Annotated in this window: 14 protein-coding genes and 1 pseudogene; 7 read left to right on the top strand and 8 right to left on the bottom strand. The window is 30.1% G+C overall.

The genetic code is table 11. The features are described from left to right. Positions 1-9: 9 nt before the first annotated feature. Complete coding sequence (locus N8M09_RS03520; protein ID WP_000870790.1) at positions 10-906, bottom strand: carbohydrate ABC transporter permease; 897 nt, start codon at positions 904-906, stop codon at positions 10-12. Between the two features lie 17 nt (positions 907-923). Further along, positions 924-1841 carry an ABC transporter permease gene (locus N8M09_RS03525; RefSeq protein ID WP_000861541.1) on the bottom strand — a complete coding sequence of 306 codons (918 nt, stop codon included), beginning with the start codon at positions 1839-1841 and terminating at the stop codon, positions 924-926. Positions 1842-2043: 202 nt separating this feature from the next. Here N8M09_RS03525 and N8M09_RS03530 point away from each other — a divergent pair, with 202 nt between their 5' ends. The 4 genes from N8M09_RS03530 (at position 2044) to N8M09_RS03545 (ending at position 7612) form a co-directional block, all read left to right on the top strand. After that, positions 2044-3714, top strand: coding sequence for a sensor histidine kinase (locus N8M09_RS03530; RefSeq protein ID WP_261063848.1), 1671 nt, complete (start codon positions 2044-2046; stop codon positions 3712-3714). Beyond that, positions 3695-5233: a response regulator transcription factor gene (locus N8M09_RS03535; protein ID WP_261063849.1), complete on the top strand. Its 1539-nt coding sequence runs from the start codon at positions 3695-3697 to the stop codon at positions 5231-5233. Before N8M09_RS03530 ends, N8M09_RS03535 begins: the two co-directional genes overlap by 20 nt. A gap of 461 nt (positions 5234-5694) precedes the next feature. Then, positions 5695-6903, top strand: coding sequence for an ATP-binding protein (locus tag N8M09_RS03540; protein WP_261063850.1), 1209 nt, complete (start codon positions 5695-5697; stop codon positions 6901-6903). A 286-nt stretch (positions 6904-7189) separates the two neighbouring features. Further along, positions 7190-7612 (top strand): tyrosine-type recombinase/integrase, encoded by a 423-nt coding sequence (locus N8M09_RS03545; protein WP_314726045.1) that lies wholly within the window; start codon positions 7190-7192, stop codon positions 7610-7612. 504 nt (positions 7613-8116) lie between these two features. On the opposite strand, the gene N8M09_RS03550 is transcribed toward N8M09_RS03545, so the two are convergent. The 6 genes from N8M09_RS03550 to N8M09_RS03575 all read right to left on the bottom strand — a co-directional run bounded on the left by N8M09_RS03550 (position 8117) and on the right by N8M09_RS03575 (position 12297). Further along, positions 8117-8719, bottom strand: coding sequence for a hypothetical protein (locus N8M09_RS03550; protein WP_261063851.1), 603 nt, complete (start codon positions 8717-8719; stop codon positions 8117-8119). Positions 8720-8878: 159 nt separating this feature from the next. Beyond that, positions 8879-9664, bottom strand: coding sequence for a hypothetical protein (locus N8M09_RS03555; protein ID WP_261063853.1), 786 nt, complete (start codon positions 9662-9664; stop codon positions 8879-8881). Between the two features lie 87 nt (positions 9665-9751). Further along, positions 9752-10417, bottom strand: coding sequence for a DUF7004 family protein (locus N8M09_RS03560; protein ID WP_261063855.1), 666 nt, complete (start codon positions 10415-10417; stop codon positions 9752-9754). A 43-nt stretch (positions 10418-10460) separates the two neighbouring features. After that, positions 10461-11000: a DNA adenine methylase gene (locus N8M09_RS03565; RefSeq protein WP_261063856.1), complete on the bottom strand. Its 540-nt coding sequence runs from the start codon at positions 10998-11000 to the stop codon at positions 10461-10463. A 79-nt stretch (positions 11001-11079) separates the two neighbouring features. After that, positions 11080-11613 carry a PD-(D/E)XK nuclease superfamily protein gene (locus N8M09_RS03570; protein WP_261063858.1) on the bottom strand — a complete coding sequence of 178 codons (534 nt, stop codon included), beginning with the start codon at positions 11611-11613 and terminating at the stop codon, positions 11080-11082. A gap of 24 nt (positions 11614-11637) precedes the next feature. Further along, positions 11638-12297, bottom strand: coding sequence for a DNA mismatch repair protein MutH (locus N8M09_RS03575; protein ID WP_261063860.1), 660 nt, complete (start codon positions 12295-12297; stop codon positions 11638-11640). Between the two features lie 150 nt (positions 12298-12447). On the opposite strand from N8M09_RS03575, the gene N8M09_RS03580 reads away from it, so the two are divergent. The 3 genes and pseudogenes from N8M09_RS03580 to N8M09_RS03590 all read left to right on the top strand — a co-directional run bounded on the left by N8M09_RS03580 (position 12448) and on the right by N8M09_RS03590 (position 14046). Then, a complete protein-coding gene (locus tag N8M09_RS03580; protein ID WP_261063862.1) occupies positions 12448-13302 on the top strand; it encodes a DNA adenine methylase in 855 nt (284 codons plus the stop codon). A gap of 112 nt (positions 13303-13414) precedes the next feature. Next, a pseudogene (locus N8M09_RS03585) lies at positions 13415-13997 on the top strand (DNA-methyltransferase). After that, positions 13966-14046 carry a site-specific DNA-methyltransferase gene (locus N8M09_RS03590; RefSeq protein WP_261063902.1) on the top strand — a complete coding sequence of 27 codons (81 nt, stop codon included), beginning with the start codon at positions 13966-13968 and terminating at the stop codon, positions 14044-14046. The pseudogene N8M09_RS03585 and the gene N8M09_RS03590 overlap by 32 nt, the downstream one beginning before the upstream one ends. The last annotated feature ends 105 nt before the right edge of the window (positions 14047-14151 follow it).

Consider the following 14151-nt stretch of genomic DNA (forward strand, 5'->3'; position numbering starts at 1 on the left):
GTTTTTCTCCTATTCTTTCAAGGCGCCAATCATTACGCCTTGATTAAAATATTTTTGAACAAAGGGATACAACAACATAATCGGAGCGGTTGAAATAACAATTGCTGCATATTTCATCATATCGGCCTTGATACGAAGATCTGATGCCACTTCTCCTGTTGCTTGCGATTGTAACATTTGGTTACTAATTAGTAAACGTCGTAAAATTAATTGCAATGGTTGTAAATTTTCATTCGTTAAATAAATTAAAGCATTAAACCACGAATTCCAAATACCAACTGCAGTCCAAAGTCCAATAACTGCTATAATAGCTTTTGATAAAGGAACGACTATCTTAATAAAATAACGAATTGTACCACATCCATCAATTTGTGCAGCCTCCCACATCCCGTCTGGAATACTATTATTAAAGAAAGTTCTAGCAACAATAATATTGTATGATGAAACCGCAAAAGGTATTACCATTACCCAAAATGTATCAATTAGGCCAACATTCTTTACTGTTAAGTAGGTAGGAATCAAGCCACCTGATACGAACATAGGGATTATGTATAGAATACTCATCCATTTTCTACCAACTAATTCTTTTCTAGATAAAGCATAACCAGCTGGAATATTGACTACTAAAGCAACTAAGGTACCAACAACAGTATATAAAATTGTATTTAAATAGCTACGCAAAAATAAAGGTTGTTGAATAAGACGTAAATATCCATCTAATTTCCATTCTCTTGGAATAAACCATACCTTCCCGTTTGCAACATCTGAAGGGTTACTAAAAGATGCAATCACTACAAACCATAACGGATAAACAATTAACAGGATAAGGAAAATTGCTAAACCATAGGTAACTATATCAAATAATAATTCAGAGTTCGTTTTTCTTGATTTATGAAACCATTTCACCTTAAGCACTCCTTCCTTTAAAAAAGACCCGTTCTGGTATATCTTTTTGAGAACCAGTTAACAGATAACAAAATTATTAGATTAACTACCGTGTTAAATAACCCTATAGCTGTCGAATAACTATACTGAAAGTTCACCATACCAACTTTATAAACATAGGTCGAAATTATCTCACTTCCTGCTAAATTAAGAGGATTCTGTAGTAGTAACACTTTCTCAAAACCTACACTTAATAAACTACCTGCTCTTAATATTAATAGAATCATAGCAGTAGGCAAAAGCAATGGTAATTCTATATGCCGAATTTTTTGTAACCTAGAGGCACCATCCATAGTTGCAGCCTCATAATATGTAGGATCAATTGCAGAAAGCGCTGCTAGATAAATAATACTATCCCAACCAATATGTTGCCATACATCACTCCAAACATAAACACCTGCAAAATTAGTAGGTTTTGATAAAAAATCTGGAATAGTAATTCCAACAGACTTAAATACATTCGCTAACAAACCGCTAGTAGGAGATAAAAATAAGATAATCATCCCACACATAACCATTGTAGAGATAAAATGGGGTAAGTAAGTTGTTACTTGAAATATTTTTCTAAATTTCCCAACTCTTAACTGATTACTAATGATAGCTAGTATAATAGGCAAGGGGAATCCTACTACAATACTATAAAGTGAAATTTTTAATGTATTGAACATAGTTGTCCCGAATTGGAATGATGAGAAAAATTGAGTAAAGTACTTAAATCCTACCCACTGACTAGCAAAAATACCATTGGCTGGTGAGTAGTCTTTAAATGCGATAATTAATCCCAACATGGGAATATAGGAAAATAAAATTAATAGCAATATTGAAGGAAAAAGTAATATGTATAACGGAATACTATGCTTTAATTTTATTTTATGAAGTTGAGATGCTACTTTCATTTTTTTCCTCCTATCTGATTTTCTACGATTATTTTACACCATAAAGAATTCCCTTAATATAACTTTTTGGACTAGGTTTATCAATTTTTCAGTTTTTTAATTTTAAGAACTATTACTTTTCCGACATCTTAATAAAACATATCTGTTTTGTTACATGATATCATATTTTCAAAGTGCTATAATTTTAATAGGAGACTAGTATATGAAATTAAATCACGACTTATCAAAAAAACATTCTATTCATTTTTTCTTTAAACTCCTACTTGTACTACTATTGATAAATATTTTAATCAATATTGCTATGAGTAACATAACCAGAAATTTTATTAAAAACCAAAATATAGTACACTTACGTAGTTCAATTGAAATTTATGCTGACTCTGTTAATGAGAAATTGCATTCTGTAGAACGCTTTATGTACTCAACAATAACGCATAATGAATCTTTAGAGAAATTAAATCATGTACAAACGTTTCTTGACTATCAAGAAGATCTCAAAAAAGTTCAAACTAGCTTTGCAGAGTTTGAATATCAAAATGAAACTCATATGACATTCTTATTAGAAACCGATAGTACTGATTATTTTATAAATGTCTCCAATCTTTATATTCCATATGAAGATTATCTACTGTTAAAATCAAATCTAAAATCATTGCGTAGTGATATAAGTGACCGTAAATGGAAAAATGTAACTACTAAAAACAGCGAATACTTAGTTAAATCTGTTCATTACGAAGGAAAAATCATTTATGCCGTCATATCTTCAGAAGATATCCTAAAACCTCTCAGAAAACTCAATATTGGAAATAATGGTAAACTTTCCCTAAAAGAGCCTAACAATATACCCTCCGAAAACTACCTAATTCATGCTCAAAATGAAAAAACGCATTTACCTTTCGATATTTATGTTTTAGTCGATTATGCCGAAGTCTTTCGAAATATCACACTCTTAGAAGTATTTTTGTCAGCCGTTCCTATCATTATCACCATTTTATCAATCATCATTATCCTGTATATTCGTCAGTGGATGATTAAACCGATAACAAGACTCACTGAACGACTCTCTCAACTTGGGGACTCCATCCCCCCTTCTGAATTTTTTATATCTGAAGGTATACTAGAAATTGATAAGGCAAATGATAAACTTAATAAAGTAATATTTGACATGCAAGAATTAAAAATACGGGAATACCATTCACAACTAGAACTTAAGAAGATCGAACTTAATTATCTTAAGAACCAAATCCGTCCACATTTCTACTTAAACATGTTATCAATGATTCATAGTATGCTCCAAACAAAAAACTATAAGGAAATTGAAGAGTTAACTATCTTAACTTCAAATTATCTCCGTCATTTATTTATGGCTAATCAAGATTTTTCAGAACTTAAAGATGAAGTTCAGCATATTAAAGATTATTTAGAAATACAACGAATTCGATATGGAAATAGCATCTACTTTTCACTAAACTACAATGATGACCTACAAAATACTCTTGTCCCATCATTACTTTTACAAACATTTATTGAAAACACAATCAAACACGGTTTTTCATTTCAGGATTTATTTACAATTTTACTATCAATAAAAAAAGTAAAAACTGAGAACTCAGATTATATTCAGATTTGTATCGAAGATAATGGTCCAGGTTTCTCTGAAGAAATTTTATCAAAACTAAATCAGAAACAGTCTCTAATAACAGAAGATGGGCATCATATTGGGATAACGAACACCATCGAACGTTTAAATCTTCTCTATCCCAACGACTATACTATTACATTTGAAAATAATGAAGAAGGTGGGGCTAAAATTCTTTTACTTATTCCATACAAGATTATAGACGGAGGTTATAATGAACATCTTATTAGTTGATGACGATCGTTTTATCATTGAAGCTTTACGAGAGAAAATAAATTGGGCTAAACTACACATTGACATTGTTTATGTTGCCTATAGCCTCACTCAAGCTCAAAATATTATTAGAGAGCATCCTATTGATCTCATGATAAGTGATATAGAAATGCCTCAAGGTAGCGGTCTCGAACTCTTATCGTGGATTAGAAATGAAAAATATGATATAAAAACAATTTTTTTAACCAATTACGCCGACTTCAACTATGCTCAAAAAGCAATTGAATTGCAAAGTTTCGAATACTATCTAAAACCTATTAATTTTGAAAAATTAGAATTTATTATTCAAAAAGCCATTAGTAAAATTGAGAATCATAACTCAAACGGGAAAAATGATGCACTTTTACAAATAGAAGATAATTTCTGGTATGATTACCTTAGAAAACCTCAAATTTCTCGCATTGATGAGCTAGAAAACATAGCAAGTAAACAAGCTTTTATTCTTCAAAAACACCAATATTTTTTCCTTGCAGTTTTAACAATCAATCTTAATGAAGAAGATTATTCTGCAGAAACTCCATCATGGACTTCTCAACTAAAAAGAGAACTTCAAAGAATTTCACAACCTTCTTATAAGCTGATAAGTTTGTTCAAGATGGAAAGCCAGGTTGATCAATATGTTTGTCTCTTTAGAGTAGACTCATCCAAACGTAGTGACAAATTGGCATATGAAATTCATTCTCAAATTTCTAATAATTTTAGTAAATACTCAAATATTATATATAAGAGTTGCCATAAAATATCCGATATTTTATTTCATACCAAAGAACTCTACACTTATAATGAACAGTATGTTTCTTATTGGAATACTATTACATGTGTTCCACATAGTTTTCCAACTTCTTTCAAAACAGAAACTCTTTCAATTACGTTTTTAGATAGCTTAAGCGAATATGAATTAAGAGAAAAAATTAATTCACTCGTCTATAATTCTCAAATCCCTACTTTCACGCTACAACAAATTTTACTAGATTGGACTCAACAAATAGGAATATATCTAGATCAAAATGGAATCTCGGCACATAAATTATTCCAAAATAGCACTCATGATTTCTTATTCCAACGACGCTTTCATTCAATTGAATCTTTTCAGGATTACTTTGATTATTACTGGTCACATGCTAAGAAATTTGCAACAAACCTTGAAAACCAGAAAAATAGTATTCAACGCATCGTCGAATACATAGATCATCACTACTATGAAGATATAAATCGTTCTATATTAGCAGATATGGTTTATCTCAGTGCAGATCATTTAGCTAGAATTTTTAAAAAAGAAACTGGAGAAACTCTTGTTAAATATATAACGGATAAGCGCATTAATGCTGCTAAATCTCTCCTATCTCAAACAAATATCTCGATATCACAAGCATCCTGTCAAGTAGGGTATGATAATTATTCTTACTTTACTAAAATTTTTAAACAAAGAACTGGACTTTCTCCTGGAGATTACCGTAAAACTTATCAAAACAAAATGTAAGCAATCTAAATCATTGAAATGATAAGTAAAATTCAAGATCTGTAGTAATTTTTGAAATTCTACAGTTTTTCCAAAAATAGCTCCATAAACTTATTTGAAATTGCTGATAAGGTAACTTCTTAAAAAGTCAGTTTGAAAAGAAAATCCAGTAAATATTTCTAGGATAATAGGATAAAACGTATACTATCAAGCTTTTACTGAACTGCACCCCCAAAAGTTAGACAGAAAAAATCTAACTTTTGGGGTGCAGTTCAAAGAAACCTGATAATATGCGCTTTTTATTTGAATACTTGCTACAAAACCTCACAAAATTTACTGTCAGGCCATAACAAAATGGACTATTTTTTGATTGCAGAAAAATTATTTCTAAATAATTAGAAATAACAAAACCAATAGAAGATTATTTCTAAAAATTTGAAAATAATATCTATTTGTATTATACTATCTTTGAGGTATCTATTATGAACTATATTAAAAGACCACATTATTTAGACTTTTTAAGAAGACATCGTGACCGACAAATCATTAAGGTTGTGAGTGGAGTTAGACGAGCTGGTAAATCTGTGCTTTTTCAACTCTATAAAGAGGAGTTACTAGCAACTGGGGTAGACGAAGATCAGATTATATCCATCAATTTCGAAGATTTGAGTTACTATGACCTGCGACATTTTCAAACATTATTTACTTATATAAAAGAGCGGTTAGTTGAGGAGAAAACATACTATATCTTTTTAGATGAAATTCAACATGTTGAAAAATTTGAACTAGTAGCAGATAGTCTATTCATCTTGCCAAATGTAGATCTCTATTTGACTGGATCCAACGCCTACTTTATGAGTAGCCAATTAGCAACAAACTTGACTGGTCGGTATGTTGAGATAGAAGTTCTTCCTTTATCATTTGAAGAATACCTATCAAGTCAATCTCTCACAGAGAATCTGAATACAACAGAAATTTTTAACAATTATCTCTTTAGTGCTTTCCCTTACTTATTGCAAACATCATCTTACGCTGAAAAAATTGACTATCTCAGAGGAATATATAACTCAATACTGTTAAATGATATTGTCACTAGATTGGGAAATCCAAATCCTACTATTATTGAGCGCATTGTCCGAACCCTTCTCAGTAGTACAGGTAGCTTAATATCAACAAATAAGATTCGTAATACCCTGGTCAGCCAAAATGTTTCAATATCCCATAATACTTTGGAAAATTATTTGACGACTTTGACAGACAGTTTACTTTTTTATTCCGTTCCACGTTTTGATGTAAAAGGTCGAGCATTATTGCAACGCTTAGAAAAATATTATCCCGTTGATTTAGGTTTACGACATCTCTTATTACCAGACCACAAAGAAGATATTGGGCATATCTTGGAAAATATTGTGTATTTGGAATTGAGACGTAGATATTCACAAGTATATGTTGGTAATTTAGATAAGTATGAGGTTGATTTTGTTGTTGTAACTGATGTTGGCCACTACGCTTATTATCAGGTCAGTGAAACAACACTTGCTCCAGAAACACTAGACAGAGAACTTAGACCACTAGAAGCCATTAAAGATCAATTCTCCAAGTATCTATTAACAATGGATACGATTCAGCCAACAGCCAATTACAATGGTATTGAGAAGAAAAATATCATAGATTGGTTACTAGAAAAGTAGATAAATATAAATCATTCAGCTAACTAGATTTGCAACACTCTGTTATCAATGATTCTACCCAAATCCTAATAAGATATAGTAAATTTAGAACACATTATCTAATACAGACACTTGAAGGATAAAATGAAATCTTTAACTTCTGGAAGCACTATTATTACTCAAAATGATGAACCTCCATAGAATTAATGAAACTATAAATCAAACGGAACTATAATGAAAAAGAGACTGAGCAATCAGGCTTTAAAATCCTAAAAACGCATACTATCAGGTGTTGAAACTTGATAATATGCGTTTTATTATGGAAATATTTCCCATTTTCTCTATTTCTAATGACTTACTTCAGCTTCTTACCTCTTGGAAAAAGCAACAAAAAACTGAGCTGGCAAAATTTGGTATTATTCAATCTGATGAACAATATGTCTTTACTTATATCGATATGAAGGGTAATGTTAATAATCCTCTACACTCTGACTATCTTAATAATAAAATGAAATCTGTCAAACACCGTCATAAGGAACTGACACATGCTACACCTCACAAATTACGCCATACAGGCGCAACTATAGCTAAACAAGCAGGAACATCACTTGAAGCTATTTCAGAGGCACTTACGCATAGCGATACCCTTACAACAAAGACTTATGTCAATACTTCGAATGTTATTCCAATGGCTGTTGGAGAGATTGCCTATCGTAATCTTAAAAAGTAATGGTGTGAATTTTGCTAAAAATCATCAAAAAAACACTCCATGGTGTGAACCATGAAGTGTTGTAAATGCTGTATTGTAGCTGGTTCTTAACGTTTTGAGAACTAGCTAGCTTTACGAGCTTTCTTAAGACCTGGTTTAGAAAGTATGGTTTTCAGTTAGGGTTAAAACATCGTAACACCAGGCCTACTCAGAACAATATCTACTTATTAATCTCATAAAAAATGAATCAATATTTTTTAAATAGGGGAATAGTTAAGTTCTGTAAAAATTATCTACTATACCTACAAGCCTCATTATACCAGATTTTAAAAACGGGTATGGGAAAAAATAAATGTAGAAGCTTTATTTTAAATTTACTTATCAGAACAAATATCTTTGAACAATACTATATATTCAAGATTCACAATCTTTCTTACAATCTAGTTGGAAAGAGAGCTGTTTCAGTAAATTTAAAAACCAGATTATAACATTTTAAATTAAATAAGTTGAATTAAAAAGAATAATTTATTTTCCTCCAATACGATGTGAATAATAGTCTAATATCGGAATACCTTTGTCTATTAAATAATTCCCAATTTTCTTTTCCACACCATGTCTAGTCATGCTCCTTGGAATAGATTTTATTGGGAAAATAAGAACAAATGATTCATCCCATTTCTCTCCTAAGCGATCAATAATGATACCCGACGTATTATATTTCCATTTTCCATTTTGTTGTTTTTCATCGTATTCTTTGATAGAACTCGGTTTTTGAAAGTTAATATCATTACTGCTAGCAACAACCCCGAGTGCTCCACTAGATGTAAACTTCATCCAAACTATATCTCTAACATCTGCTAAACCAAATTCTTTCTGGATATTCTTATAATCAATATTAATTCTATTCTGAACACATTTATTAATTGAACAGCTTAGGTATTTATTTGTTGTATCTAAATCAATACCGAAGATATCTAAACTTTCAATAGTATATTCTATAACTCTTTGTTTAAATTTGTCTTTAGTTAAGTTTTGATCTTTTAGATATTCTTTCATTTTTTGTTGTTGCTCTTCAGCAACTTTGATCCGATATGTCCCTCCATTATGAACTGTAATCCACGAAACCATAAAAACCTCTCTTAAAATAATTAAAAATACTTCTTTAAAAACAAAGTATTCAAGGTACTTTAAAGCACATCATCCACACCATATTTAACTAACATCTAATTTTTAAAAGCTAATAATCTAACTTTTAAAAATACTTCGTTTTTCTATACTACAGACTGTCTATCGTGGAAAGACTTCCGCAACACCACCACTATACAATCTAGCCACTATATATTGAACATCTTCTGTTTTAATAAATGTCTCTGTTTCATTAGAAGTGACTTCCAAGAAAAAATTGGTTTGCTGATTATCTGTTTTCAATTTCCCTATACCATCATTCATTTTTATTTGCCTAAAATTATCTTTTAAGTGATGAATTTTTTCAGTACAATAATACAGCTCAGCAAATAAATAAGCCATATTCTTCCCATCAGATCGAATAATTTCGGGAAATAGTTCCTGAGGATATTTTTGTTCAAACGAAGAGGATTTCACAATTGTAATAGAGTGGTCATTTCCTTTACTATAGTTGATTTCATTAATATAACTATTTATATTTCTTTGTAACCTCTTATAAAACTCAGAAACTGTCTCCCCCTTTTTTAGTTCTAAGTTTGTATTTCTTTTCCCTGCATAACTCTTCGAATCAGTAGTGTCTATTATGACATAATACTCCGATTGAAAAGTGCTATCATCCTTACAAGGTTCATTTTTAAAAGAACCAGTATCTATAAATCTCTTGACTTTCTTATAGTTATTCGGCCTCTGCAACGACCAGTAACAGTATCCTAGCTTCTTGATATCATAATTTTTAGTTGCTAGGATTGTCTTTATTGTTTGATTGAGATATGATCCCATTTTAAAATAAGTTAATCTCTTTATATTTCCATTAGAAATTAGTTCTTTTATGGATATCCTTTCCATTCCCATTTCTTTAGCTTCAAGAATTGAAATTTTATTATACATTCTTACCTCCTAATACTTGAAATGAAATTTCTTATCTTCACTCAACTAATGTCTCAATTTATGCTAAATCTGAATTTAATCACTTCTTTATAACCAACTATAGTCTATTTGATAAATATCCATTATTTTCTTTAGTTTTTCCCTTTTATAACATTTCAAATCATAATTTGAATGATATTCCGAAATAACTTCATTGATCATTTTATCATTTTTACTAAATTCTGAAGCCTCTTTCGGTGTATATATATTATTTAATACTTGATACACTCCTATTATTTTAGGAATATGCTTTAAAAATGAAGGGCGTCCACCATAAGTATGATACCATTCTGAAATCATAACTACCCATAATGTCATAAACAATTTAAACGTTTCTTCTTGCAAATTTGATGGATACTTTTTGACTATGCTATTTAGTCGAAAACGCACATAATTTATTACATCCTTAGAACAATCAGGTAAAGCATTATGTTGTAAACCATTATCCTTAACCATATCTGATAAAGTCATAAAATCATTCCAAACAACTTCATCTCCCACAACATCTTTTAAGTCCATAAGATCTAAAAAATAATCTTCATCTTTAGGCGAATATCCATCGTTCAAATTTTCTTTATTTGGAAAGTAAGAAACTCTATAATCATCAAAGTTCCCTCGGTTAAATTGAATAATTGAACCATCTTTGAATTCATATATATTTCGGGCATTTTTAATGTTAGGAATGTTATAACTGGGTTCTAAAAAAGTCTTCATAAAACATTATTTCTCCATAACTTATTACTGTATATAATAAAATTTAATTAATAATTTGAGATAGTCCTCTCCAAAGCATTCCTCGACCAGAGTAATTCCAATATCGAATATCCTGTTCTATGAATAACCATTTTAAAGTCAGAGCAATTAAGTCTGCAGAAAAGCCCTGTCTAAATGAAAAGCAATTGAAGTCTGACGCCTTATAGTTCTTTTTGCAGAGATAAATGTCCTCAATCATATTCATTAACCGAAAAAATTGCTGAGGGGAGTCACTTTTTTTAATCAACAAATCGTTTACAATTTCGTCGTGTTTAGGAAAATTTCTTTTCCGTTTCCCTTCCGCAGAAAAGTTAGTATTTTCGACACAAACTAAAAAATCAAAACCGTTATGTAAATTTGCAGGTCGTCTCAGAAAGATACGACGACCATCTAATAATTTTTCCACATAATATGTATATCTAGAAGCTTCCTCGCCCTTCCTATTCCCCGGAACTTCTTTAGATAACTCTTCTACCAGACGCATTCGTACTTCATTTCTTGTACCAACATTTGAAAAAAATTTAGTTATTTTATATTCTGTCATTTTCACCTCTACGATACTATAAATTTAAGAAAATAAATATAAAATCTTCCTGACATCTTATGGTATTTACTTTACATTCTCACAAAAAGTCTATGCCTAGTTCCTTTAATGGAATTTCATTAAAGAAATACGAACATCCCATCATATAAATATATTCTTTGGTGTCTTTATACTCATCTTTTTTAAACCAATCATTAAAAACATAGATAAATTGAACTTTATAACCTAATGGTGAAAATAATTTTTCATACTCCATTTTTTTAAAATGACATCCTGGTAATTTTTCATCTACAGAGCCACTGGAACTCTGAAATTTTTTTTCAATAATATAAGCGGTTTGATTAAGTTCATTAATAAAACACTCATCTGGTTGCCATCTTTTTGAATTATACTTTTTATAATCAATATCTTGAGGTGTAAGAAATTTTGTATATAATTTATTCTTTCCTACACTCCAGCCTATTTTTTTATCTTTAAAATAGACTTTGTTATCTATAATTTCAAACCCTTTACTCTCTAGTGTAGAATCAAGAGAGGTAGTTTGTTCGAACTGTAATCCATTGACATTAGTATTTGCACCACCACCAGAAATATTTGGCATTCTAGTTGACATAATCACTGTTTTCCTTCCTTATCATTAATACTTTCCCACAATTTTCCTAATTTCGTAGATAAATTCCCTTTTGAAATAAAAAGCATGATTTTTATTTGATACATATCTTCCATAAATATTTGAATAAATTGGATGATATGGTTTAGAGTCCTTACTTCTAACCTGAATATACTTACCATTAGCAGTATGTATGTTTCTATCTATTCCATTTTCTATTTGTTCACGAAGAATACTACATATTGTATAATAATCTTCTTCCAGTTGAGAACTTAACTGTTCAAATTCAGGCATATTTAAATCAACATGAATACTAGGTAAAAAAAACCAATCTTCCGGAGCACCTTCTTTAGCAACAGGAACATATAGAATATTATCTATCTTTGTATATAAACTAGTCTGTTCAAAAGATAATTCTGTAACTAAGTCATCAAACATACTACTTATCTGAGTAATAAAAATAGTTTCTAAAGGATTCCCTAATGAATCACATTTATTAGTTTTTAATTCGCCGTCCTCAAAATCTCTATTTGAATTTGATAACCTCATATCTAAAGAAAGTTCAAGTAACTGTCCGGTTCTTCCTTTATTTATTTTTATAATTTGTAATTCTTCATTTGTAAATAGTTCATTGAAACGTACACCAACTAACAAATTTAATTTTCTTTCAGCTTCTTGTAATTTCATTTATTGCTCGTATTCTTTCCGATTTATTCTAAACATAAGTTTGATCTATTATAGATCAATTTTTTATTTTTTTCTATTCTTTTCTTATTAGATTATTTTGTAATAATATATGTTAGACATTCCAAAATTATTATATAAGGAGTAAATACTATGCAGCCTTTTGTAAAATGGGCTGGCGATAAACGCCAACTCTTATCAGAAATAAAAAGCAGAATCCCATCTGTTTTTAATAATTACTATGAACCATTTATTGGAGGTGGTGCTCTTCTACTAGATCTTGCACATACTCCATCAATAATAAGTGATAATAATCACGCGTTAATTGAAGCCTACGAAACAATAAGAGATTTCCCCGACGAATTAAAAAAACAATTAAATGCCATCCAGCAAGAACATAATACTATTGGTAATAAAGACAGAGTTAAAGAATTTTACTATACAAAAAGAAAGGAATACAATGACCTCATATTCTCAAAGAACGATTTAATCAGAAAAACTACTTTATTTATATGTCTAAATAAAGCATGTTTCAATGGACTTTATCGAGTAAATCAAAAGGGCTTCTTCAATGTCCCATCTAATCAAAAAACTACAATTAATCTATACAACGAACAAAATATTGATGAAATTTCTTCTTTTCTAAGAAATGTAACAATATATAATCAAGATTTTGGAAAAACCGCAGAAAATGCTCAAAAAGGTGAACTCGTTTTCTTTGATTCACCTTATGCCCCTCTGAATCCACAATCCTTCGACTCATATACTAAAGAAGGATTCAGCATTGATGAACATATTAGACTTTCAGAATTATATAAAACACTTTCCAAAAGAGGAGTTTTTTGTATTCTGACAAACCATAATACTGAATTGATTAGAGAGCTTTATAAAGATTTCACTATTGAAGTCGTTGATGTTAAACGCATGATTAATAGTGATTCAAAGAACAGAGAAAGTAAAGAAATAATAGTCACTAATTATGAATATGGAAAATATCAATCAAAATAAAATAGTCACCAATACCTTAATACCATACTACAACGATGATTCTTCACCCCTAATCCACGGTAATACATTCGAAATTTTAAAAAAATTTAAAAGATAAGCTATTGACTGTATTATTGCTGACCCTCCTTATTTTTTATCATCTGGAGGATTTACGAATTCAAGTAGAAAACACGTGAGTGTAAATAAAGGAGATTGGGATACAGCACTTACCACAACTGAAAAACACAAATTCAATAGAAGATGGATAAAAGGATGTAAGAGAATTTTAAAGGACAATGGGACAATTTGGATTAGTGGAACTTTACACAATATTTACTCAATTGGAATGGCTTTAGAACAAGAATGCTTTAAAATTTTAAATAATATAACTTGGCAAAAACTAAATCCTCCACCAAATCTAGCAAGGAGAACTTTTACTCATAGCACTGAAACAGTTCTATGGGCCAAAAAAAAATATTAAAAATAATAAGCACTTTTTTAACTACGATTTGATAAGAGAATTCAATGATGGAAAGCAAATGAAAGATGTATGGACTGGTTCATTAACACCTAAACGTGAAAAAACATTTGGAAAACATCCTACTCAAAAACCTCTGTATCTACTGGAAAGAATGATTTTAGCTTCTACAAAAGAAAATGCACTTATTTATTTTAGACCCCTTTATGGGGAGTGGGACTACTGCAGTCGCTTGTAAAAAACTTAATCGTAATTTTATTGGTATAGAAAAGAATCTGAATTTGTAAAATTAGCGAAGAATAGAATAATAAATACTAGTACAGAATTTAACTTATTTTAAAAAGAATTAGATAAATCTAATCCGTTTTAAAATAATCCCCCCAATGATTATA

It is taken from the genome of Streptococcus mitis (assembly GCF_946190375.1).
In the GTDB taxonomy this organism is placed as follows: Bacteria; Bacillota; Bacilli; order Lactobacillales; family Streptococcaceae; genus Streptococcus; species Streptococcus mitis_CJ.

Coding starts and splice junctions, on each gene's coding strand:
- N8M09_RS03525 (WP_000861541.1), bottom strand. CDS start 1,841: ATGAAAGTAGCATCTCAACTTCATAAAATAAAATTAAAGCATAGTATT.
- N8M09_RS03530 (WP_261063848.1), top strand. CDS start 2,044: ATGAAATTAAATCACGACTTATCAAAAAAACATTCTATTCATTTTTTC.
- N8M09_RS03535 (WP_261063849.1), top strand. CDS start 3,695: ATGAACATCTTATTAGTTGATGACGATCGTTTTATCATTGAAGCTTTA.
- N8M09_RS03540 (WP_261063850.1), top strand. CDS start 5,695: ATGAACTATATTAAAAGACCACATTATTTAGACTTTTTAAGAAGACAT.
- N8M09_RS03545 (WP_314726045.1), top strand. CDS start 7,190: ATGCGTTTTATTATGGAAATATTTCCCATTTTCTCTATTTCTAATGAC.
- N8M09_RS03550 (WP_261063851.1), bottom strand. CDS start 8,719: ATGGTTTCGTGGATTACAGTTCATAATGGAGGGACATATCGGATCAAA.
- N8M09_RS03555 (WP_261063853.1), bottom strand. CDS start 9,664: ATGTATAATAAAATTTCAATTCTTGAAGCTAAAGAAATGGGAATGGAA.
- N8M09_RS03560 (WP_261063855.1), bottom strand. CDS start 10,417: ATGAAGACTTTTTTAGAACCCAGTTATAACATTCCTAACATTAAAAAT.
- N8M09_RS03565 (WP_261063856.1), bottom strand. CDS start 11,000: ATGACAGAATATAAAATAACTAAATTTTTTTCAAATGTTGGTACAAGA.
- N8M09_RS03570 (WP_261063858.1), bottom strand. CDS start 11,613: ATGTCAACTAGAATGCCAAATATTTCTGGTGGTGGTGCAAATACTAAT.
- N8M09_RS03575 (WP_261063860.1), bottom strand. CDS start 12,297: ATGAAATTACAAGAAGCTGAAAGAAAATTAAATTTGTTAGTTGGTGTA.
- N8M09_RS03580 (WP_261063862.1), top strand. CDS start 12,448: ATGCAGCCTTTTGTAAAATGGGCTGGCGATAAACGCCAACTCTTATCA.
- N8M09_RS03590 (WP_261063902.1), top strand. CDS start 13,966: ATGGGGAGTGGGACTACTGCAGTCGCTTGTAAAAAACTTAATCGTAAT.